Annotated in this window: 18 protein-coding genes; all 18 read left to right on the top strand. The window is 70.5% G+C overall.

All coding sequences use genetic code 11. The annotated features are described in order from the left end of the window. The first annotated feature begins 298 nt into the window (after positions 1-298). The 18 genes from ACWCV9_RS06415 (at position 299) to ACWCV9_RS06330 (ending at position 19,717) form a co-directional block, all read left to right on the top strand. Complete coding sequence (locus tag ACWCV9_RS06415; protein WP_450784537.1) at positions 299-877, top strand: response regulator; 579 nt, start codon at positions 299-301, stop codon at positions 875-877. A gap of 130 nt (positions 878-1,007) precedes the next feature. Further along, the gene (gene nrtL, locus ACWCV9_RS06410) at positions 1,008-1,979 is read left to right on the top strand and encodes an ArgS-related anticodon-binding protein NrtL (RefSeq protein WP_450784536.1); all 972 of its coding nucleotides are present in this window, start codon (positions 1,008-1,010) and stop codon (positions 1,977-1,979) included. A 20-nt stretch (positions 1,980-1,999) separates the two neighbouring features. Next, on the top strand, positions 2,000-3,391 hold the full coding sequence (gene lysA, locus ACWCV9_RS06405) for a diaminopimelate decarboxylase (protein ID WP_450784535.1): 1,392 nt from the start codon (positions 2,000-2,002) through the stop codon (positions 3,389-3,391). Between the two features lie 152 nt (positions 3,392-3,543). Continuing rightward, entirely contained in the window at positions 3,544-4,836 is a 1,293-nt protein-coding gene (locus tag ACWCV9_RS06400; protein WP_450784534.1) for a homoserine dehydrogenase, read from the top strand. 6 nt (positions 4,837-4,842) lie between these two features. Next, positions 4,843-5,901, top strand: coding sequence for a threonine synthase (thrC, locus tag ACWCV9_RS06395; protein ID WP_450784533.1), 1,059 nt, complete (start codon positions 4,843-4,845; stop codon positions 5,899-5,901). Between the two features lie 230 nt (positions 5,902-6,131). Next, positions 6,132-7,061: a homoserine kinase gene (gene thrB / locus ACWCV9_RS06390; protein WP_450784532.1), complete on the top strand. Its 930-nt coding sequence runs from the start codon at positions 6,132-6,134 to the stop codon at positions 7,059-7,061. 407 nt (positions 7,062-7,468) lie between these two features. Then, complete coding sequence (gene rho / locus ACWCV9_RS06385; RefSeq protein WP_450784531.1) at positions 7,469-9,463, top strand: transcription termination factor Rho; 1,995 nt, start codon at positions 7,469-7,471, stop codon at positions 9,461-9,463. Positions 9,464-9,815: 352 nt separating this feature from the next. Then, positions 9,816-10,961, top strand: a complete 1,146-nt coding sequence (locus ACWCV9_RS06380) for an LCP family protein (RefSeq protein WP_450784530.1) — start codon at positions 9,816-9,818, stop codon at positions 10,959-10,961. A 217-nt stretch (positions 10,962-11,178) separates the two neighbouring features. Next, positions 11,179-11,403 carry a 50S ribosomal protein L31 gene (gene rpmE / locus ACWCV9_RS06375; RefSeq protein ID WP_019326867.1) on the top strand — a complete coding sequence of 75 codons (225 nt, stop codon included), beginning with the start codon at positions 11,179-11,181 and terminating at the stop codon, positions 11,401-11,403. A 107-nt stretch (positions 11,404-11,510) separates the two neighbouring features. Further along, positions 11,511-12,578 (top strand): peptide chain release factor 1, encoded by a 1,068-nt coding sequence (prfA, locus tag ACWCV9_RS06370; RefSeq protein WP_450784529.1) that lies wholly within the window; start codon positions 11,511-11,513, stop codon positions 12,576-12,578. Positions 12,579-12,609: 31 nt separating this feature from the next. Further along, entirely contained in the window at positions 12,610-13,455 is an 846-nt protein-coding gene (gene prmC, locus ACWCV9_RS06365; RefSeq protein ID WP_385839960.1) for a peptide chain release factor N(5)-glutamine methyltransferase, read from the top strand. Between the two features lie 52 nt (positions 13,456-13,507). Then, on the top strand, positions 13,508-14,155 hold the full coding sequence (locus ACWCV9_RS06360; RefSeq protein ID WP_385839959.1) for an L-threonylcarbamoyladenylate synthase: 648 nt from the start codon (positions 13,508-13,510) through the stop codon (positions 14,153-14,155). Beyond that, entirely contained in the window at positions 14,152-14,829 is a 678-nt protein-coding gene (locus ACWCV9_RS06355) for an arsenate reductase/protein-tyrosine-phosphatase family protein (RefSeq protein ID WP_450784528.1), read from the top strand. Before ACWCV9_RS06360 ends, ACWCV9_RS06355 begins: the two co-directional genes overlap by 4 nt. A 96-nt stretch (positions 14,830-14,925) precedes the next feature. Further along, complete coding sequence (locus tag ACWCV9_RS06350) at positions 14,926-16,164, top strand: serine hydroxymethyltransferase (protein ID WP_450784527.1); 1,239 nt, start codon at positions 14,926-14,928, stop codon at positions 16,162-16,164. Positions 16,165-16,294: 130 nt separating this feature from the next. After that, positions 16,295-17,611 (top strand): MraY family glycosyltransferase, encoded by a 1,317-nt coding sequence (locus ACWCV9_RS06345; RefSeq protein WP_450784526.1) that lies wholly within the window; start codon positions 16,295-16,297, stop codon positions 17,609-17,611. Between the two features lie 303 nt (positions 17,612-17,914). Beyond that, positions 17,915-18,352, top strand: coding sequence for a hypothetical protein (locus ACWCV9_RS06340; RefSeq protein WP_450784525.1), 438 nt, complete (start codon positions 17,915-17,917; stop codon positions 18,350-18,352). Between the two features lie 273 nt (positions 18,353-18,625). Next, a complete protein-coding gene (gene atpB / locus ACWCV9_RS06335; RefSeq protein WP_450784707.1) occupies positions 18,626-19,396 on the top strand; it encodes a F0F1 ATP synthase subunit A in 771 nt (256 codons plus the stop codon). A gap of 75 nt (positions 19,397-19,471) precedes the next feature. Next, positions 19,472-19,717: an ATP synthase subunit c family protein gene (locus tag ACWCV9_RS06330; protein WP_115905876.1), complete on the top strand. Its 246-nt coding sequence runs from the start codon at positions 19,472-19,474 to the stop codon at positions 19,715-19,717. The last annotated feature ends 25 nt before the right edge of the window (positions 19,718-19,742 follow it).

Raw genomic sequence — 19,742 nt, 5'->3', positions numbered from 1 at the left:
GGTGATCAGGAACCCGTTTCCAGGGTCGGGCTGAGGAGGCGTCGCCTACCCGGCGTGGAGAAGTCCTCCACCCGCCGTGGACGGACCACCCGCCCGGCGCGACCGGGTCCTTCCCCAGCGCCGAGAGCCCCTCCCCGGCACGCCCGGCTCCCTCGCCCACCGCGGAGGACCCCCAGCTCGGCCGACACGACCGGGCCCCTAACCAGCGCAGGGCAGCCCCCAGCCCGGCACGATGGGGTCCCTTCCCAGCGCGGAGGAACGCCAACCCGGCCCCCTCCGCCCCCTGCCCGCCACGGAGGTGCCCCCCGCCCAGCCTGAAGGACCCCCCTCTCCCCACCCCCATCCCCCCTACGGGGCAGAAGTAGGGAAAACCCGGACGCGGTGGCCGGGGCGGACCTACTCTCGAGGTGTGCCAGGGGCGTCGGGTCGGGTGCTTGTCGTCGACGACAACAAGGTCATCCGCCAGCTGATCAGGGTCAACCTCGAGCTGGAAGGGCTTGAGGTGGTGACCGCGGCCGATGGTGCCGAGTGTCTGGATGTGGTGCATCAGGTGATGCCCGACGTCGTCACGCTGGATGTCGTCATGCCCCGGCTGGACGGCCTGCGCACCGCCGCCCGGCTGCGCGCCGATCCCCGTACCCACCACCTGCCCCTCGCCATCATCAGCGCCTGCACGCAGTACGAATTCGAGGCCGGCCTCGACGTCGGCGTCGACGCCTTCCTCGCCAAGCCCTTCGAACCCACCGAACTCGTCCGGCTCGTCAAGCAGCTCATCGAGGGGCGGCGGGGGGCCAGGGGGAGCGGGGGCGATGACGCGGACGGGGACGACGACGGGGTCGCCGACGGAGTCCCCGGGGGGATTTCCTTCGGCGGATAGCGGGGGTGGAGGGAATTCCTTCGGCCGGGAGGGGGTGCGGGCAGGGTCCGTTCGGTGTGGGCCGCCGGTGCCGTCCTGCGAGGGGAAACCGGCTCGCCGTGCCCCCCGTCTCCTCCCCTAGGCTTGTCCCGTGACCCCCGTCGAGCTGTCCCGCACCGTGCTGCACGCGGTGCGCCGTGCCGTTGCCGACGGGGAGCTGACGGTGGCCGTGCCCGAGCGGGTCGTCGTGACCGAGCCGGGGCCCGGTGGATGCGGGGACTTCGCGACCAATGTCGCCCTCCAGCTCGCGCGGCCGGCCGGGCAGCCGCCGGGGCGGGTCGCCGAGATCCTGCGCACCCGGCTCGTCGGCGAGGCCGGGGTCCGGGACGTCGTCGTCACCGGCCCCGGGTTCCTCAACATCACCCTGGACGCGCTGGCCGACCCTGTCACCGGCCTGGTCGAGGAGATCCTGCGCCACGGCGCCGGGTACGGCCACGGTGACGCCCTGGCGGGGCAGTTCCTGGTGCTGCGGGTGCCGTACGAGGTGCGGGCCGAGGTCGTCGCGGACGCCGTCGTACGGATCGTGGCGGCGCAGGGCGGGCGGGCCGTCGTCGAGCACGGGGAGCCGGCCGATCTGCGGCCCGTGCCCGCGCCCGAGGATCCCGCCCCGCTCGGCCCCGACGCCGCCCGGTGGGCGCTGCTGCATCCCGCCCCGCACGACCGGCCCCGGATCACCGCCGACCACCTCGTGCAGCGGGAGAGCAATCCGCTGTTCCGGGTGCGGTACGCGCATGCCCGCGTCCGGTCCCTCAGCCGCAACGCCGCCCGCCTCGGGTTCGGCGCCGTCCCCGGCCCCGCCGACGCCCGCGACCTGCTCACCCCCCTCGCCGACCACCCCCGCATCCTCGCCGCGGCCGCCACCCACCGTGCCCCGGACCGGATCGCCCGGCATCTCGTGACCGTCGCCGATGCCGCGCTGCCCCTCCTGCCGTTCGTGCTGCCGCGCGGTGAGGAGAAACCCTCGGCCGCCCACCGCGCCCGGCTGGCCCTCGCCGAAGCCGCCGGGACGGTGCTGGCCGGTGGCCTGTCCCTGCTCGGCATCGACGCACCCGAATACCTCTGAGCCAAGAAGAGACCCACGTCATGAGCCGTTCCGCACACCCCGCCGGGCCCCGTCACGCCGATGTCCTTCCCGAGGGCCACTACTCCGCGCCGCCCGCCGACCTCAACGCCCTCGACGCGAAGGTGTGGTCCCAGACGGTCGAGCGCGACGCCGACGGTGTCGTCCGCGTCGGGGGCATCGACGTCGTGCGGCTCGCCGAGGAGTTCGGCACCCCCGCCTACATCCTCGACGAGACCGACTTCCGCACCCGGGCGCGTGCCTGGCGCAGCGCCTTCGGGCCCGACGCCGACGTGTTCTACGCCGGCAAGGCGTTCCTCTCCCGTGCCGTCGTGCGGTGGCTGCACGAGGAGGGGCTGAACCTGGACGTGTGCTCGGGCGGCGAGCTGGCCACCGCCCTGTCCGCCGGGATGCCCGTCGAGCGCATCGCCTTCCACGGCAACAACAAGTCCGAGGCGGAGATCCGCAGGGCCGTGGAGGCCGGGGTCGGCCGGATCGTCCTCGACTCCTTCCAGGAGATCGTGCGGGTCGCCCACATCGCGCAGTCCCTGGGCAGGCGGCAGCGGGTGCAGATCCGGATCACCGTCGGCGTGGAGGCGCACACGCACGAGTTCATCGCCACCGCCCACGAGGACCAGAAGTTCGGGATCCCGCTCGCCGGCGGGCAGGCCGCGGAGGCGGTACGGCGGGCCCTTCAGCTCGACGGCCTGGAGCTGATCGGGATCCACTCCCACATCGGCTCGCAGATCTTCGACATGTCCGGGTTCGAGGTCGCCGCCCACCGGGTCGTCGGGCTGCTCAAGGACATCCGGGACGAGCACGGGGTCGAGCTGCCCGAGATCGATCTCGGGGGTGGCCTCGGGATCGCGTACACCAGCGCGGACGACCCGCGTGAGCCGCACGAGATCGCCAAGGCGCTGACCGAGATCGTCACCCGTGAGTGCGAGGCCGCCCGGCTGCGCACCCCGCGCATCTCCGTCGAGCCGGGGCGCGCCATCGTCGGGCCGACCGCCTTCACGCTCTACGAGGTCGGCACCGTCAAGCCGCTGGACGGGCTGCGCACCTATGTGTCCGTGGACGGGGGCATGTCCGACAACATCCGGACCGCTCTGTACGACGCCGAGTACAGCGTTGCTCTGGTGTCCCGGACGAGCGAGGCCGAGCCGATGCTCGCCCGTGTCGTCGGCAAGCACTGTGAGAGTGGCGACATCGTGGTCAAGGACGCGTTCCTGCCCGCCGACCTGGCGCCGGGCGATCTGATCGCCGTACCGGCCACCGGCGCGTACTGCCGCTCCATGGCCAGCAACTACAACCATGTGCTCCGGCCGCCCGTGGTGGCGGTGCGGGACGGCGAGGCCCGGGTGATCGTCCGGCGCGAGACGGAGGAGGACCTCCTGCGTCTCGACGTCGGGTAGTCCGCCGGGCCCGGCAGCGGGGCTGGAAGATCTGCGGTCTTGCGGCCCCGTACAAATGAAATACATGTCTCAGGATCCGGACGAAGGGGAGAAACTCCCGTCCGGTGAGTGAGACTGGTCCAACCGTAGACGGTATGAGGAAACGAGGTCGGATGATGCGTACGCGTCCGCTGAAGGTGGCGCTGCTGGGCTGTGGGGTTGTCGGCTCAGAGGTGGCGCGCATCATGACGACGCACGCCGACGACCTCACGGCGAGGATCGGCGCCCCGGTGGAGCTGGCGGGGGTCGCCGTACGGCGGCCGAGCAAGGTCCGCGAGGGCATCGACCCGGCCCTGGTCACCACCGACGCCACCGCGCTCGTCAAACGCGGCGACCTCGACGTCGTCGTCGAGGTCATCGGGGGCATCGAGCCGGCCCGGACCCTCATCACCACCGCCTTCGAGCACGGCGCCTCCGTGGTGTCCGCCAACAAGGCCCTGCTCGCCCAGGACGGCGCCGCCCTGCACGCCGCCGCCGAGGAGCACGGCCGGGACCTGTACTACGAGGCCGCCGTCGCCGGTGCCATCCCGCTGATCCGCCCGCTGCGCGAGTCCCTCGCCGGCGACAAGATCAACCGGGTGATGGGCATCGTCAACGGCACCACCAACTTCATTCTCGACAAGATGGACAGCACGGGTGCCGGCTACCAGGAGGCGCTGGACGAGGCGACCGCCCTCGGATACGCCGAGGCCGACCCGACCGCCGATGTCGAGGGGTTCGACGCCGCCGCCAAGGCGGCCATCCTCGCCGGGATCGCCTTCCACACGCGCGTGCGGCTCGACGACGTCTACCGCGAGGGCATGGCCGAGGTCACCGCCGCCGACTTCCGCTCGGCCAAGGAGATGGGCTGCACCATCAAGCTGCTCGCCATCTGCGAGCGCTCGAAGGACGGCGCGTCGGTCACCGCGCGCGTGCACCCCGCCATGATTCCGCTGAGCCACCCGCTCGCCTCCGTGCGCGGCGCGTACAACGCGGTCTTCGTGGAGAGCGATGCCGCCGGGCAGCTGATGTTCTACGGCCCCGGCGCCGGCGGTTCCCCGACCGCCTCCGCGGTCCTCGGCGACCTCGTCGCCGTCTGCCGCAACCGGCTCAGCGGCTCCACCGGGCCCGGCGAGTCGGCGTACGCCGCGCTGACCGTCTCCCCGATGGGTGACGTCGTCACGCGGTACCACATCAGCCTCGACGTCGCGGACAAGCCGGGCGTGCTCGCCCAGGTGGCCACCGTCTTCGCCGAGCACGGGGTGTCCATCGATACGGTTCGGCAGCAGGGCAAGGACGGCGAGGCCTCCCTCGTCGTCGTCACCCACCGGGCCTCCGACGCCTCCCTCACCGGGACCGTCGAGGCACTGCGCAAGCTCGACACCGTGCGGGGTGTCGCCAGCATCATGCGGGTTGAAGGAGAGTAACCAGCAATGACCCACCAGTGGCGCGGAATCATCGAGGAGTACCGGGACAGGCTGCCGGTCTCCGACAGCACGCCGGTCGTGACGCTCCGCGAGGGCGGCACGCCGCTCGTGCCCGCGCAGGTGCTCTCCGAGCGCACGGGCTGCGAGGTCCACCTCAAGGTGGAGGGGGCCAACCCCACCGGGTCCTTCAAGGACCGCGGTATGACCATGGCCATCAGCAAGGCCAAGGAGGCGGGAGCGAAGGCGGTCATCTGCGCCTCCACCGGCAACACCTCCGCCTCCGCCGCCGCCTACGCGGTGCGCGCGGGCATGGTCTCGGCCGTCCTCGTGCCGCAGGGCAAGATCGCCCTCGGCAAGATGGGCCAGGCCCTGGTGCACGGCGCGAAGATCCTCCAGGTCGACGGCAACTTCGACGACTGCCTCACCCTCGCCCGCTCGCTGAGCGACAACTACCCGGTGGCGCTGGTCAATTCGGTCAACCCGGTGCGTATCGAGGGCCAGAAGACCGCCGCCTTCGAGATCGTGGACATGCTCGGGGACGCCCCCGACATCCACGTCCTCCCGGTCGGCAACGCGGGCAACATCACCGCCTACTGGAAGGGCTACCAGGAGTACGCCGCCGACGGCATCGCCGGCAAGACCCCTCGCATGTGGGGGTTCCAGGCCTCCGGCAGTGCCCCGATCGTGCGAGGCGAGGTCGTCAAGGACCCGTCCACCATCGCCACCGCCATCCGCATCGGCAATCCGGCCTCCTGGGAGTACGCCCTGAAGGCCCGCGACGAGTCCGGCGGCGCCATCGACGAGGTGACGGACCGTGAGATCCTGCGCGCCTACCGGCTGTTGGCCGCCCAGGAGGGCGTCTTCGTGGAGCCCGCCTCCGCCGCCTCCGTGGCCGGTCTGCTCAAGGCCGCCGAGCAGGGCAAGGTCGACCCGGGCCAGCGCATCGTGTGCACCGTCACCGGCAACGGCCTGAAGGACCCCGACTGGGCCGTCGCCGGCGCCCCGCAGCCGGTCACCGTCCCGGTCGACGCGGCCACCGCGGCCGAGCGCCTCGGCCTGGGCTGAGCACCGGCACTACCCTGACAGGGGTGCACAGGGGGCTGACGACACGCATCGTGCGCCTCCTGTGCGCCCTATGTCGCCACAGAACCTTCCTTCGATAGGCTGTACCGAACCCTCCCTGCGCATATGTCTTCGCATATGGGTGACGCCGCGCCGTCTGCGCGGCCAGAGGGTCTCCCCGTACGCATCGAATGTCTTCCACCGTCACGCAGCTCAAGGAGAGTCAACGAGCGATGGCCGGTCCAGCGTTCCGCGCCGCCGCCGTCCGGGTGCGCGTTCCCGCCACCAGCGCCAACCTGGGTCCGGGCTTCGACGCCCTGGGCCTCGCGCTGGGGCTGTACGACGACGTCGTCGTCCGGGTGGCCGACTCCGGGCTGCACATCGACATCGCGGGCGAGGGCAGTGAGACCCTCCCGCGGGACGAGAGCCACCTCCTCGTCCGTTCCCTGCGCACCGCCTTCGATCTGCTGGGCGGACAGCCCCGGGGCCTGGAGATCGTCTGCGCCAACCGCATTCCGCACGGCCGGGGCCTCGGCTCCTCCTCCGCCGCGATCTGCGCCGGCATCGTCGCCGCGCGCGCGGTGACCATAGGCGGTGAAGCCAAGCTCGACGACGCGGCCCTGCTGGAGCTGGCCACCGAGATCGAGGGGCACCCGGACAACGTGGCCGCCTGTCTGCTCGGCGGTTTCACCCTCTCCTGGATGGAGGCCGGCGCCGCCCGGGCGATCAGGATGGAGCCCTCGGATTCCATCGTTCCGGTGGTTTTCGTGCCCGGAAAGCCGGTTCTGACCGAGACCGCCCGCGGTCTGCTCCCGCGCACCGTGCCGCACGTCGACGCCGCCGTCAACGCGGGCCGCGCCGCCCTGCTCGTCGAGGCCCTGACCAGGCGCCCCGAGCTGCTGCTGCCCGCCACCGAGGACCGCCTTCACCAGGAGTACCGCGCCCCGGCCATGCCGGACAGCGCCGCGCTGGTGGAGCGGCTGCGGGCGGACGGGATCCCGGCCGTCATCTCGGGTGCCGGACCCACCGTGATGGCCCTCGCCGACGCCGCCAGCGCCGACAAGGTGTCGCACCTCGCGGGCGAGGGCTGGGCCGCCAACCGGCTGGACCTCGATATGCAGGGAGCGAGCGTGCTGCCGCTCGCCACCTCCGGCGACAGCTGAAAGCACACGGTTGCCGGATTTGGAGAGGGGGAATGTTTGTTGGATCCGGTAGTGTTAATCTCAAGTCTGCACCCGACCCCACCATGGCGAGGTGCTTTGTGTCCCCGTCCGGGACAGACATTCTTCCGGGAGCCTCCCGCGCCACTCCGTGTTCCCTGCGCCGTACCTGGGCAGTACGTCGTATGCGAGCACTGAGCGGGCCGCCGGGCACGCTCCGGAACAGGTGCTGCCACGCCACGTGACACCAGGTGTCACGGCTCGCGGAAGCGCCATCACCGCACATTTCCTCCGCCGCTTTGGCGGACCACCGCCCCGGCACGGTTCACCGAAAGCAAGGACCGTAGTCGGACAGCACAACCGGTCGCCGAGCCAGACAGGCCGACGTCCGCTCCAGGGAAGGACCCTTCGTGAGCGACACCACCGATCTGATGGGCGCACGTGTCGAGGAGACCGCTGCCGCGCCCGCCACGGACGCCTCCGCGCCTGCCACCGGTGCCGGCTCCCGGCGGCGCCGCGGTACCGGCCTCGAGGGCATGGTGCTGGCCGAGTTGCAGCAGGTCGCCTCGGGCCTCGGCATCAGGGGCACCGCGCGGATGCGCAAGAGCCAGCTGATCGAGGTCATCAAGGAGGCGCAGGCCGCCGGGGGAGCCGCCCCCAAGGCCGACGCCGCCGCCGAGACCAAGCCGAAGCGCCGGGCCACCTCCAAGGCCCGTACGGGTGAGGCCGCCGACGGCGAGAAGAAGGCCGAGGCGCCCGCCGAGAAGGCCGTGGCCCAGCAGCAGATCGAGATCCCCGGCCAGCCGGCCTCCGACGACGCCCCGACCGAGCGCCGTCGCCGCCGCGCCACCGCCGAGGCGGGCAGCCCGGCCGCCGGCAGCGCCGAGACCGTCGCCGCCGAGGCGAAGGCCGAGCCCAAGGCCGAGACGCCCGCGCAGCAGCAGGGGCAGGGCGAGGCCCGCGGCGACGCCGGTGACGGCGAGGGCCGTGGCCGCCGCGACCGCCGTGAGCGCGGCCGCGACCGCGACCGTGGCGACCGCGAGCGCGGTGACCGCGGTGACCGTGACCGCCGTAACAAGGGCGACGACCAGCAGGGCGGCCAGCAGCGTCAGCAGCAGGGCCAGCAGCAGGGCGGCCGCCAGGACCGGCAGCAGGACGACGACGACTTCGAGGGCGGCCGCCGTGGCCGTCGCGGCCGCTACCGCGACCGCCGTGGCCGCCGTGGCCGCGACGAGATCGCCGCCGAGCCGCAGCTGGCCGAGGACGACGTCCTGATCCCCGTCGCGGGCATCCTGGACATCCTCGACAACTACGCCTTCATCCGGACCTCCGGCTACCTGCCCGGCCCGAACGACGTGTACGTCTCCCTCGCCCAGGTCCGCAAGAACGGCCTGCGCAAGGGTGACCACGTCACCGGTGCGGTCCGGCAGCCGAAGGAGGGCGAGCGCCGCGAGAAGTTCAACGCGCTGGTCCGCCTCGACTCCGTCAACGGCATGGCGCCCGAACACGGCCGCGGCCGCCCGGAGTTCAACAAGCTGACCCCGCTCTACCCGCAGGACCGCCTCCGCCTGGAGACGGACCCGGGCGTGCTGACGACCCGGATCATCGACCTGGTCTCGCCGATCGGCAAGGGCCAGCGCGGTCTGATCGTGGCCCCGCCGAAGACCGGCAAGACCATGATCATGCAGGCGATCGCCAACGCGATCACGCACAACAACCCCGAGTGCCACCTGATGGTCGTCCTCGTCGACGAGCGTCCGGAAGAGGTCACCGACATGCAGCGGTCGGTCAAGGGCGAGGTCATCTCCTCGACCTTCGACCGTCCGGCCGAGGACCACACCACCGTCGCCGAGCTGGCCATCGAGCGCGCCAAGCGCCTGGTCGAGCTGGGTCACGACGTGGTCGTGCTGCTGGACTCGATCACGCGTCTGGGCCGTGCGTACAACCTGGCCGCGCCGGCCTCCGGCCGCATCCTGTCCGGTGGTGTCGACTCCACCGCGCTGTACCCGCCGAAGCGGTTCTTCGGTGCGGCGCGCAACATCGAGGACGGCGGCTCGCTGACCATCCTGGCCACGGCGCTCGTGGACACCGGCTCCCGCATGGACGAGGTGATCTTCGAGGAGTTCAAGGGCACCGGCAACATGGAGCTGAAGCTCGACCGCAAGCTCGCGGACAAGCGGATCTTCCCGGCCGTGGACGTGGACGCGTCCGGTACCCGTAAGGAAGAGATCCTGCTCGGTGCCGAGGAGCTGGGCATCGTCTGGAAGCTGCGCCGGGTGCTGCACGCGCTGGACCAGCAGCAGGCGATCGAGCTGCTTCTCGACAAGATGAAGCAGACCAAGTCGAACGTCGAGTTCCTGATGCAGATTCAGAAGACGACGCCGACGCCGGGCAACGGCGACTAGTCGCTCCCCCGCACGGCGTGTGCGAGCCCGCCCCCTGTCACTTCCGGTGACAGGGGGCGGGCTTTTTCGACCTTTTTCGACCGCGGGTAACGAGAGATCTTTGCCACAAGGATCTCGGTTGGTACCGGTTTCGAGGCGTACGACCTCCGGGGCCGAAACCGCAGGTGAGCGCCGCTTCCCCCGATCGGAACGGTCACGCAGGGTGAATGCCGTGGCACGCGCTGGGCACCCGGTCCTGTGCAACGCTGTCCCGAGTTTCTCCGTCCGACCAGGTGGGGCGACGATGGAGCGGTGACAACCGCGCCCGACCCTGAAAGCAGGGGGTAACCGACCGCCGAGACCTAGGAGCGATGTGTCCGCCCAGAGCACGCCGGAGCCCGCGATATCGCAGCCGGGGAGCAGCGCCTCCCGGGGCCCCTCCCGTGGCAGCGGCAGAGGGCGCCGCCGCAAGGCCCGCAGTACGGGCCGCAAGGCGCTGCTCGCCACGGCCTGGACCGCCGCGGGCGTGGTCGCCCTGGGCGGTGCCGGGGCCGGGTATCTCTACTTCAAGCTCAACGGCAACCTGCACAGCGTCGACATCAACCAGGCCCTCGGCGCCGACCGGCCCACGAAGATCGACAACGGCTCCGAGAACATCCTGGTCCTCGGCTCGGACACCCGGTCCGGCTCCAACCGGAAGCTCGGCGGCGGCGCCGACGACGGCAGCGCCCGCTCCGACACGGCGATGATCGTCCACATCTACGAGGGCCACACGAAGGCCAGCGTGGTCTCGATCCCCCGGGACACCCTGATCGACCGGCCCCGGTGCACGGACACCAAGGGCACCGCATACCCGGCCGCCGCGGGCGTGATGTTCAACTCCGCCTACTCCACCGGCGGGGCCGCCTGCGCGGTGAAGACCGTCGAGTCGATCACCGGCATCCGTATGGACCACTACCTCGAGGTCGACTTCTCGGGCTTCCAGAAGCTCATCGACGACCTCGGTGGGGTCCAGGTCACCACGACGAAGAACATCGACGACCCGCAGAGCCACCTCACCCTCAAGGCCGGCACCCACACCCTCGACGGCGCGCAGGCCCTCGGCCTGGTCCGCACCCGGCACGGCGTCGGCGACGGCTCCGACCTGGGCCGCATCCAGCTCCAGCAGGCGTTCGTCAAGGCCCTGATCAACCAGGTCAGGCAGGTCGGCGTGTTCAGCAACCCGAAGAAGCTGTACGACCTCGCCGACACCGCCACCAAGGCCGTCACCACCGACTCCGACCTCGGCTCGGTCAACTCCCTGATCGACTTCGCGAGCGGTCTGAAGGGCATCGGCGCCAAGAACCTGAGCATGGTCACCATGCCCGTCCAGTACGACCCCGCCAACCCCAACCGGGTCCTGCTGGAGAAGCAGAAGGCCCAGCTGGTGTGGGACGCCCTGAAGAACGACCGCCGGATCCCGAAGGCGGCCACCGAGGGCACGGCCACCGGCGAGGCCAAGGGCGTGGTCACTCCCTGAGGGCGGACACCTCGGGGAATACCCGGACCCCGGGGACTGCCCGGACCCCGGGGAAAACCCGGATCCCGAGGACTACCCGGACCCCGGGGAATACCTGGCCCCCACCCCCGGTTTTGGGGGATGGCGCCAGTCCTGGCAGACTGGTACGTCGGCCCCGGTTCACGCTCCCGCATCCCGCGGCGGCGACCCGGCGCCCTCCCGAAACCTAGGAGACACCTTGAAGCGCGACATCCACCCCGAGTACGTCGAGACGCAGGTCAGCTGCACCTGCGGCGCGTCGTTCACCACGCGCAGCACCATCGAGTCCGGCACCATCCGGGCCGAGGTCTGCTCCGAGTGCCACCCGTTCTACACGGGCAAGCAGAAGATCCTCGACACCGGTGGCCGTGTGGCCCGCTTCGAGGCCCGCTTCGGCAAGGCTGCCGCCGGCTCCAAGAAGTAGCGAGCCCCCTTGCGCCGGTCCACGGCCACACCCTCACCGGGGTGTGTCCGGGACCGGCGTTTTTGGTCGCCCGCCCTTCCCTTCATTCGCAGTACAGGAGCCGAAAGATGTTCGAGGCAGTCGAGGACCTCGTCGCCGAGCACGCCGATCTGGAGCAGAAGCTCGCCGATCCGTCGGTCCACGCCGACCAGGCGAACGCGCGCAAGCTGAACAAGCGCTACGCCGAGCTGACCCCGATCGTCGCCACGTACCGCTCCTGGAAGCAGTCCGGCGACGACATGGACACCGCGCGCGAGCTCGCGGCCGACGACCCCGACTTCGCCGCCGAGGTCAAGGAGCTGGAGAAGCAGCGCGAGGAGCTGACCGAGAAGCTCCGTCTGCTGCTGGTCCCGCGCGACCCGAGTGACGACAAGGACGTCATCCTGGAGATCAAGGCGGGCGCCGGCGGTGACGAGTCCGCCCTGTTCGCCGGTGACCTGCTGCGCATGTACCTGCGGTACGCCGAGCGCATCGGCTGGAAGACCGAGATCATCGACGCCACCGAGTCCGAGCTGGGCGGCTACAAGGACGTCCAGGTCGCCGTGAAGGCCCGCGGCCAGGCCGAGCCCGGCCAGGGCGTGTGGGCGCGGCTGAAGTACGAGGGCGGGGTGCACCGGGTGCAGCGCGTCCCGGCCACCGAGTCCCAGGGCCGTATCCACACCTCCGCCGCCGGTGTCCTCGTCACCCCGGAGGCCGAGGAGGTGGACGTGGAGATCAACCCGAACGACCTGCGCATCGACGTCTACCGGTCCTCCGGCCCGGGCGGTCAGTCGGTCAACACCACCGACTCCGCGGTGCGCATCACGCACCTGCCGACCGGCGTGGTGGCTTCCTGCCAGAACGAGAAGAGCCAGCTCCAGAACAAGGAGCAGGCGCTGCGCATCCTGCGCTCCAGGCTGCTCGCCATGGCGCAGGAGGAGGCGGAGCGGGAGGCCGCCGACGCCCGCCGCAGCCAGGTCCGCACCGTCGACCGCTCCGAGAAGATCCGCACCTACAACTTCCCGGAGAACCGCATCTCCGACCACCGTGTCGGCTTCAAGGCGTACAACCTGGACCAGGTCCTGGACGGCGACCTCGACGCGGTGATCCAGGCCTGCGTCGACGCCGACTCGGCGGCGAAGCTGGCCGCGGCGTAAGGCTCGTACCAGTGACTTCCGGAGGACTTGCGTGAACCTGCTGCTCGCGGAGGTGGCCCAGGCCACCCAGCGGCTGGCCGACGCCGGCGTGCCCTCGCCGCGCACCGACGCCGAGGAGCTCGCCGCGTTCGTGCACGGCGTGAAGCGCAGCCAGCTGCACTCCGTGAAGGACGCGGACTTCGACGCCCGCTACTGGGAGGTCATCGCCCGGCGTGAGCAGCGCGAGCCGTTGCAGCACATCACCGGTCGGGCCTACTTCCGGTATCTGGAGTTGCAGGTCGGTCCGGGGGTCTTCGTGCCGCGGCCCGAGACCGAGTCCGTGGTCGGCTGGGCCATAGACGCCGTACGGGCCATGGACGTGGTCGAGCCGTGCATCGTCGACCTGTGCACCGGTTCCGGCGCCATCGCGCTCGCCCTCGCCCAGGAGGTCCCGCGCTCGCGTGTGCACGCCGTGGAGCTGTCCGAGGACGCCCTGGTGTGGACCCGGAAGAACGTCGAGGGGTCCAGGGTCGACCTGCGTCAGGGCAACGCCCTGGACGCCTTCCACGACCTCGACGGCCAGGTCGACCTGGTCATCTCCAACCCGCCGTACATCCCGCTGACCGAGTGGGAGTACGTCGCCCCCGAGGCCCGCGACTACGACCCCGAGATGGCGCTGTTCTCGGGCGAGGACGGCCTCGACCTGATCCGCGGCCTGGAGCGCACCGCGCACCGGCTGCTGCGCCCCGGCGGCGTCGTCGTGATCGAGCACGCCGACACCCAGGGCGGTCAGGTGCCGTGGATCTTCACCGAGGAGCGGGGCTGGGCCGACGCGGCCGATCACCCCGACCTCAACAACCGCCCCCGGTTCGCGACCGCCCGCAAGGCGCTGCCGTGACCGCCCCCCAGACTTTCCAGCCGCAGTACGTGTACGAGGAGGCCCGCTAGACATGGCACGGCGATACGACACCAACGACGCGACCGACCGCGTGACGGGTCTGCGCGAGGCCGCGTCCGCCGTCCGCCGGGGCGAGCTGGTGGTGCTGCCGACCGACACGGTGTACGGCATCGGTGCCGACGCCTTCTCCTCGGAGGCGGTCGCCGATCTGCTCGCCGCCAAGGGCCGGGGCCGCGCCATGCCCACCCCGGTCCTGATCGGCTCCCCGAACACCCTGCACGGCCTGGTCACGGACTTCTCCGAGCTGGCCTGGGAGCTGGTCGACGCGTTCTGGCCGGGCGCCCTCACGCTCGTCGCCAAGCACCAGCCGTCGCTCCAGTGGGACCTCGGCGACACCCGGGGCACCGTCGCCATCCGGATGCCGCTGCACCCGGTCGCCATCGAGCTGCTGACCGAGGTCGGCCCGATGGCCGTGTCCTCCGCCAACCTCACCGGGCACCCGGCGCCGGAGAACTGCGACTCCGCCCAGGACATGCTCGGCGACTCCGTCTCCGTCTACCTGGACGGCGGCCCCACCCCCGGCATCGTCCCGTCGTCCATCGTGGACGTCAGCCGTGACGTCCCGGTGCTGCTGCGCGAGGGCGCCCTCTCCGCCGAGGAGCTGCGCAAGGTCGTACCCGACCTCGAGGTGGCGAATTGACCGCCCCCGCACCGGGGCGTGGCATAGGCATCGGCGAGCGTGTCGCGGAGCAGACGACCACCTTCGGCTTTCCCCGTGACACCTTCCGCATCCTCCACGTCAGCACCGGCAATGTGTGCCGTTCGCCCATCACCGAGCGGCTGACCCGGCATTTCGTCATGGAGCGCCTCGGGGTGCTCGGCGGCGGGCTGCTGGTGGAGAGCGCGGGCACCTGGGGCCACGAGGGCGCGCCCATGGAGGCGCACGCGGAGGCGGTGCTCGGCGAGTTCGGCGCGGACGCCTCCGGCTTCGTGGGCCGGGAACTGCTGGACGAGCATGTGATCAAGGCCGACCTGGTGCTGACCGCCACCCGGGACCACCGCGCCCAGGTGATCTCCATGGGCCACTCGGCGGGGCTGCGCACCTTCACCCTGAAGGAGTTCACCCGGCTGGTCCGGGCGATAGACCCGGTGACCCTGCCGCCTCTGGAGGACGGCCTGGTCACCCGGGCCCGCGCACTGGTCCGGGCGGCGGCGGCGCTGCGCGGCTGGCTGCTGGCGCCCACCGCCGAGGCGGACGAGGTGTACGACCCGTACGGGGCGCCCCTGACCTTCTTCCGGTCCGTCGGGGACGAGATACGGGACGCGCTGGACCCGGTGGTGACGGCACTGACCGGGGTACCGGCGCGCATGTGAACGCCCCGCGTTCCCGTGCGGCCGCATCACCGGGCGCCGTGCACCTGCCCGACCTACATTGGGGATAGTCACCGTCGACCGCCCCGGGAGCCCGCCATGTCGGTCACCCATACCCTCCAGACCGACGCGCTGCGGCACCAGGATCCGGCGATGGCCGACATCCTGCTGGCCGAGCTGGAGCGGCAGTCGTCCACGCTCCAGCTGATCGCCGCCGAGAACTTCACCTCGCCCGCGGTGCTCGCCGCCCTCGGTTCCGCGCTGTCCAACAAGTACGCCGAGGGCTATCCCGGCGCCCGCTACCACGGCGGCTGCGAACTGGTCGACGTCGCCGAGCGCGCCGCCGTCGACCGGGCCAGGGAGCTGTTCGGCGCGGAGCACGCCAATGTCCAGCCGCACTCCGGCTCCTCGGCCGTGCTGTCCGCCTACGCGGCCCTGCTGCGCCCCGGCGACACCGTGCTCGCCCTGGGACTGCCGTACGGCGGTCATCTCACCCATGGCTCGCCGGCGAACTTCTCCGGCCGCTGGTTCGACTTCGTCGGGTACGGGGTGGACGCGGAGACCGGGCTGATCGACCACGACCAGGTGCGCCACCTGGCCCGCAACCACCGGCCCAAGGCGATCGTGTGCGGGTCCATCGCCTACCCCCGCCATGTCGACCACGCCTTCTTCCGGGAGGTCGCCGACGAGGTCGGCGCCTATCTGATCGCCGACGCGGCGCACCCCATCGGGCTGGTCGCCGGGGGAGCGGCGCCGAACCCGGTGCCGTACGCCGACATCGTGTGCGCGACCACGCACAAGGTGCTGCGCGGGCCGCGCGGCGGGATGATCCTGTGCGGGAGCGAGCTGGCCGAGCGGGTCGACCGGGCGGTGTTCCCGTTCACCCAGGGCGGCGCGCAGATGCACACCATCGCCGCCAAGGCCGTCGCCTTCGGCGAGGCGGCAACACCGGCGTACGCCGTGTACGCCCATCAGGTGGTCGCCAACGCCCGGGTGCTGGCCGGCCATCTGGCCGCCGAGGGGCTGACCGTGGTCACCGGCGGCACGGACACCCATCTGATCGTCGCCGATCCCGCGCCGCTCGGGGTGGACGGCCGGGCCGCGCGGGGCCGGCTGGCCGCCGCCGGGATCGTGCTCGACTGCTGTGCGCTGCCGCACGGCGACGGCCGCGGACTGCGCCTGGGTACGGCCGCGGTGACCACGCAGGGCATGGGGGAGCCGGAGATGGTGCGGATCGCGGCGCTGCTCGCGGCGGTGCTGCGCGGGGAGAGCGAGCCGTCCGGGGTGCGGGACGAGGTGCGCGAGCTGACCGGTAGATTTCCGCCGTATCCGGGTTGACCGATTCCGGTTCGCCGGCCGGGTCACAGCCGCTCGTGCAACCATCGTCGCTACCCGGAAGTCTTCATCCGTATGCGTCCGTCGCTAGGGTGTGAGGCTGTGATGGCCAGCGAGACATGTGGGGAAGCCCGTGCGTGAATACCTGCTGACGCTCTGCATCACGGCCGCGGTGACGTATCTGCTGACAGGGCCGGTACGCAAGTTCGCGATCGTGGCCGGGGCGATGCCGGAGATCCGGGCCCGGGACGTGCACCGGGAGCCCACTCCGCGGCTGGGCGGGATCGCGATGTTCTTCGGGCTGTGCGCGGGCCTGCTGGTCGCGGACCATCTGACGAACCTGAACTGGGTCTTCGACAAGTCCAACGAGCCGCGGGCGCTGCTCTCCGGCGCGGCGCTGATCTGGCTGATCGGCGTGCTGGACGACAAGTTCGAGATCGACGCGCTGATCAAGCTCGGCGGCCAGATGATCGCCGCGGGTGTGATGGTGATGCAGGGTCTCACCATCCTGTGGCTGCCGGTGCCCGGGGTGGGCACGGTGGCGCTCACCCAGTGGCAGGGCACCCTGCTGACGGTGGCCCTGGTGGTGATCACCATCAACGCGGTGAACTTCGTGGACGGCCTCGACGGCCTGGCCGCCGGCATGGTCTGCATCGCCGCCGCCGCGTTCTTCATGTACGCCTACCGGGTCTGGTACTCGTACGGCATCGAGGCCGCGGCCCCGGCCACGCTGTTCGCCGCCGTGCTGATGGGCATGTGCCTGGGCTTCCTGCCGCACAACATGCATCCGGCGCGGATCTTCATGGGCGACTCCGGCTCGATGCTGATCGGCCTGGTGCTGGCCGCCGGCGCGATCTCGGTCACGGGCCAGGTCGACCCGGACGTGATGAACCTGTTCTCCGGGTCCGAGCGCAACACCGTGCACCAGATGGTGCCGGTCTACATCCCGCTGCTGATGCCGCTGACGATCATCGCCGTGCCCGCCGCCGACCTGGTGCTGGCGATCGTCCGGCGCACCTGGCGCGGCCAGTCGCCGTTCGCCGCGGACCGGGGTCATCTGCACCACCGGCTGCTGGAGATCGGCCACTCGCACAGCCGGGCGGTGCTGATCATGTACTTCTGGTCGGCGCTGATCGCCTTCGGCGCGCTGGCGTTCTCGGTCAACTCCGCGTCGATGTGGATCACTTTGAGCGTCGCGTTCCTGAGCGCGGTCGGTCTGGTCCTGCTGCTGCTCCCGCGCTTCACGCCGCGGGTGCCGGTCTGGGCGCAGCGGTTCGTGCCGCCCCGGTACCGGCGCAGGAGCCGTCCGGCCGAGGCCCTCGCGGCGGCGCAGGGCGGCGCGCAGGAGGGCCCGGAGGGCGCGGAGCCGACGCCTGTCACGGCGGGCGTCGCGGGCGTCAACGGGGCGACCGCGGTGGGCCCTCGATCGCGTTTCATCGACGGTCGTTGAGAGACGCAAGGTAAGAATCTGACGAGAGCATTGCCCGTTGTTGGGGGAACAAAGCGCCCTAATACCAGACAAGAGGGCGCGGATTCTGCACAGACGCGCACTGTCACTCTCATGTGTGACAGCAAGCACACCGAACAGGTAAAGACCTCATCAAATAGTTTGTGATACGGTTCACGAGAACCCCGGAGAGAACCGAAGGACCCGAGTGCGAGGGTCCGTCGGTGTGAGGTCTCGATCACTCAGCCCGGGACTACGCTCGTCCATGACGACACCCTGCCCCCTTGTGAAAGCGGAGTTGCCGCCATGCCGTCCAATGACGCCCGGAACCTCTTGCAGATCGCTGTGCCCACAGCGGCTGTGGGCGCGATCGCCGTCGCCGTGAGCGCCGCGCTCGCGGGAGGCAAGGGTGCGCTCGGTGCGGCCGTCGGCACGGTGCTGGCCATCCTGTTCATGGGAATCGGCCTCTATGTGCTCCAGTGGACGGCAAAAACGCTCCCGCAGCTGTTCCAGGCAATGGGCCTCATGCTCTACATGGCCCAGCTGCTGCTCCTTCTGATCTTCGTCGCTGTTTTCAAGGACACCTCTCTCTTCAACGCGAAGGCGTTCGCCGCGGCGCTCGTCGTCGCGACGGTCGTGTGGATGGCCGCGCAGGCACGCGCGCATATGAAGGCCAAGATCTTCTACGTCGACCCGGACTCCGAGAAGAGCGACAAGTCCACGAAGACAGGGCCGTCGTCGTGAGGAGTAGGGGCGGGATAAAGGCTTGTGAGATCTCCTGCTATCGTCCGGTGCCAACTGCGGCATCGCGGGCGCGGGCATCTGAGCTGACGCCTGCTCGATCGCGAGGCTCGATGCCCCCCAGCCGCCCCCACATCCGTAACACCAGTCCGGTGCCGATCCGCGGCCCTGTGCCGCGCCGACACAACGAGGTTGCCGTACCCATGCGTCACGCCGAAGGAGCCCGCGGTGAGTGCTGACCAGACCCAGCTCGCCTTTGACTGGAGTTGTCGGGTCCTGTCCGACAACGGGTGCGGTTTCCCGGCCCCGGGCCTGAACTCCTTCCTCTTCAAGCCGCTCGCCACGGTGGGGGGCTTCGAGTTCAACAAGGTGATGCTGCTCGCGCTCGTCACCACGCTCGTCGTCGTCGCCTTCTTCTGGGCCGCCTTCGGCAAGGCCAAGGTCGTCCCGGGGAAGCTCCAGATGATCGGCGAGGCCGGCTACGACTTCGTGCGCCGCGGCATCGTCTACGAGACGCTCGGCAAGACCGAGGGCGAGAAGTACGTCCCGCTCATGGTCTCGCTGTTCTTCTTCGTATGGATCATGAACATCTGGTCCGTGATCCCGCTGGCGCAGTTCCCGGTGTCCTCGGTCATCGCCTTCCCGGCGGTCCTGGCCGCGATCGTCTACATCACGTGGGTCGCGCTGACCTTCAAGAAGCACGGCTTCGTCGGCTTCTTCAAGAACGTCACGGGCTACGACAAGTCGCTCGGCGGGGTGCTCCCGCTCGTCATGGTCATCGAGTTCTTCTCGAACCTGCTGGTCCGCCCGTTCACGCACGCGGTGCGACTCTTCGCCAACATGTTCGCCGGTCACCTGATGCTGGTGATGTTCACCGCCGCCTCCTGGTACCTGCTGAACAGCTGGCTGGTCGTCGGCGCCGGCGTCTCCTTCGTGATGACGATGGCCATGATCTGCTTCGAGCTTTTCGTCCAGGCCGTGCAGGCGTACGTCTTCGTGCTCCTCGCCTGCTCCTACGTTCAGGGCGCTCTCGCCGAGCACCACTGATCAGCAACCGCCCCTCACCCCCAGTCGTCCGGTGGCCAACCCCCACCGGTCCATGAAAGAGAAGGAAGAACCGGCATGTCCGCTCTTGAGACCCTCGCCGCCACCACTGGTGTCCACGGTTCCGTCGGCTCGATCGGCTACGGCCTTGCTGCGATCGGCCCCGGCGTCGGCGTCGGCATCATCTTCGGTAACGGCACCCAGGCGCTCGCCCGCCAGCCCGAGGCCGCCGGTCTGATCCGCGCCAACCAGATCCTCGGCTTCGCGTTCTGTGAGGCGCTCGCCCTCATCGGCATCGTGATGCCGTTCGTGTTCGGTAAGTAATCACCGCTTACCCGACACGAATCGA

The sequence above is a fragment of the Streptomyces sp. NPDC001606 genome (assembly GCF_053596835.1).
The sequence above is the reverse complement of the archived record's forward strand: the minus strand, read 5'-3'. Positions and strand labels throughout refer to the sequence as shown.

Excerpts from the sequence above, each read along its gene's own strand:
- ACWCV9_RS06360 (WP_385839959.1), top strand. The coding sequence starts at position 13,508 with ATGGCACGGCGATACGACACCAACGACGCGACCGACCGCGTGACGGGT.
- prfA (WP_450784529.1), top strand. The coding sequence starts at position 11,511 with ATGTTCGAGGCAGTCGAGGACCTCGTCGCCGAGCACGCCGATCTGGAG.
- ACWCV9_RS06330 (WP_115905876.1), top strand. The coding sequence starts at position 19,472 with ATGTCCGCTCTTGAGACCCTCGCCGCCACCACTGGTGTCCACGGTTCC.
- lysA (WP_450784535.1), top strand. The coding sequence starts at position 2,000 with ATGAGCCGTTCCGCACACCCCGCCGGGCCCCGTCACGCCGATGTCCTT.
- thrB (WP_450784532.1), top strand. The coding sequence starts at position 6,132 with ATGGCCGGTCCAGCGTTCCGCGCCGCCGCCGTCCGGGTGCGCGTTCCC.
- ACWCV9_RS06350 (WP_450784527.1), top strand. The coding sequence starts at position 14,926 with ATGTCGGTCACCCATACCCTCCAGACCGACGCGCTGCGGCACCAGGAT.
- ACWCV9_RS06340 (WP_450784525.1), top strand. The coding sequence starts at position 17,915 with ATGCCGTCCAATGACGCCCGGAACCTCTTGCAGATCGCTGTGCCCACA.
- ACWCV9_RS06400 (WP_450784534.1), top strand. The coding sequence starts at position 3,544 with ATGATGCGTACGCGTCCGCTGAAGGTGGCGCTGCTGGGCTGTGGGGTT.
- thrC (WP_450784533.1), top strand. The coding sequence starts at position 4,843 with ATGACCCACCAGTGGCGCGGAATCATCGAGGAGTACCGGGACAGGCTG.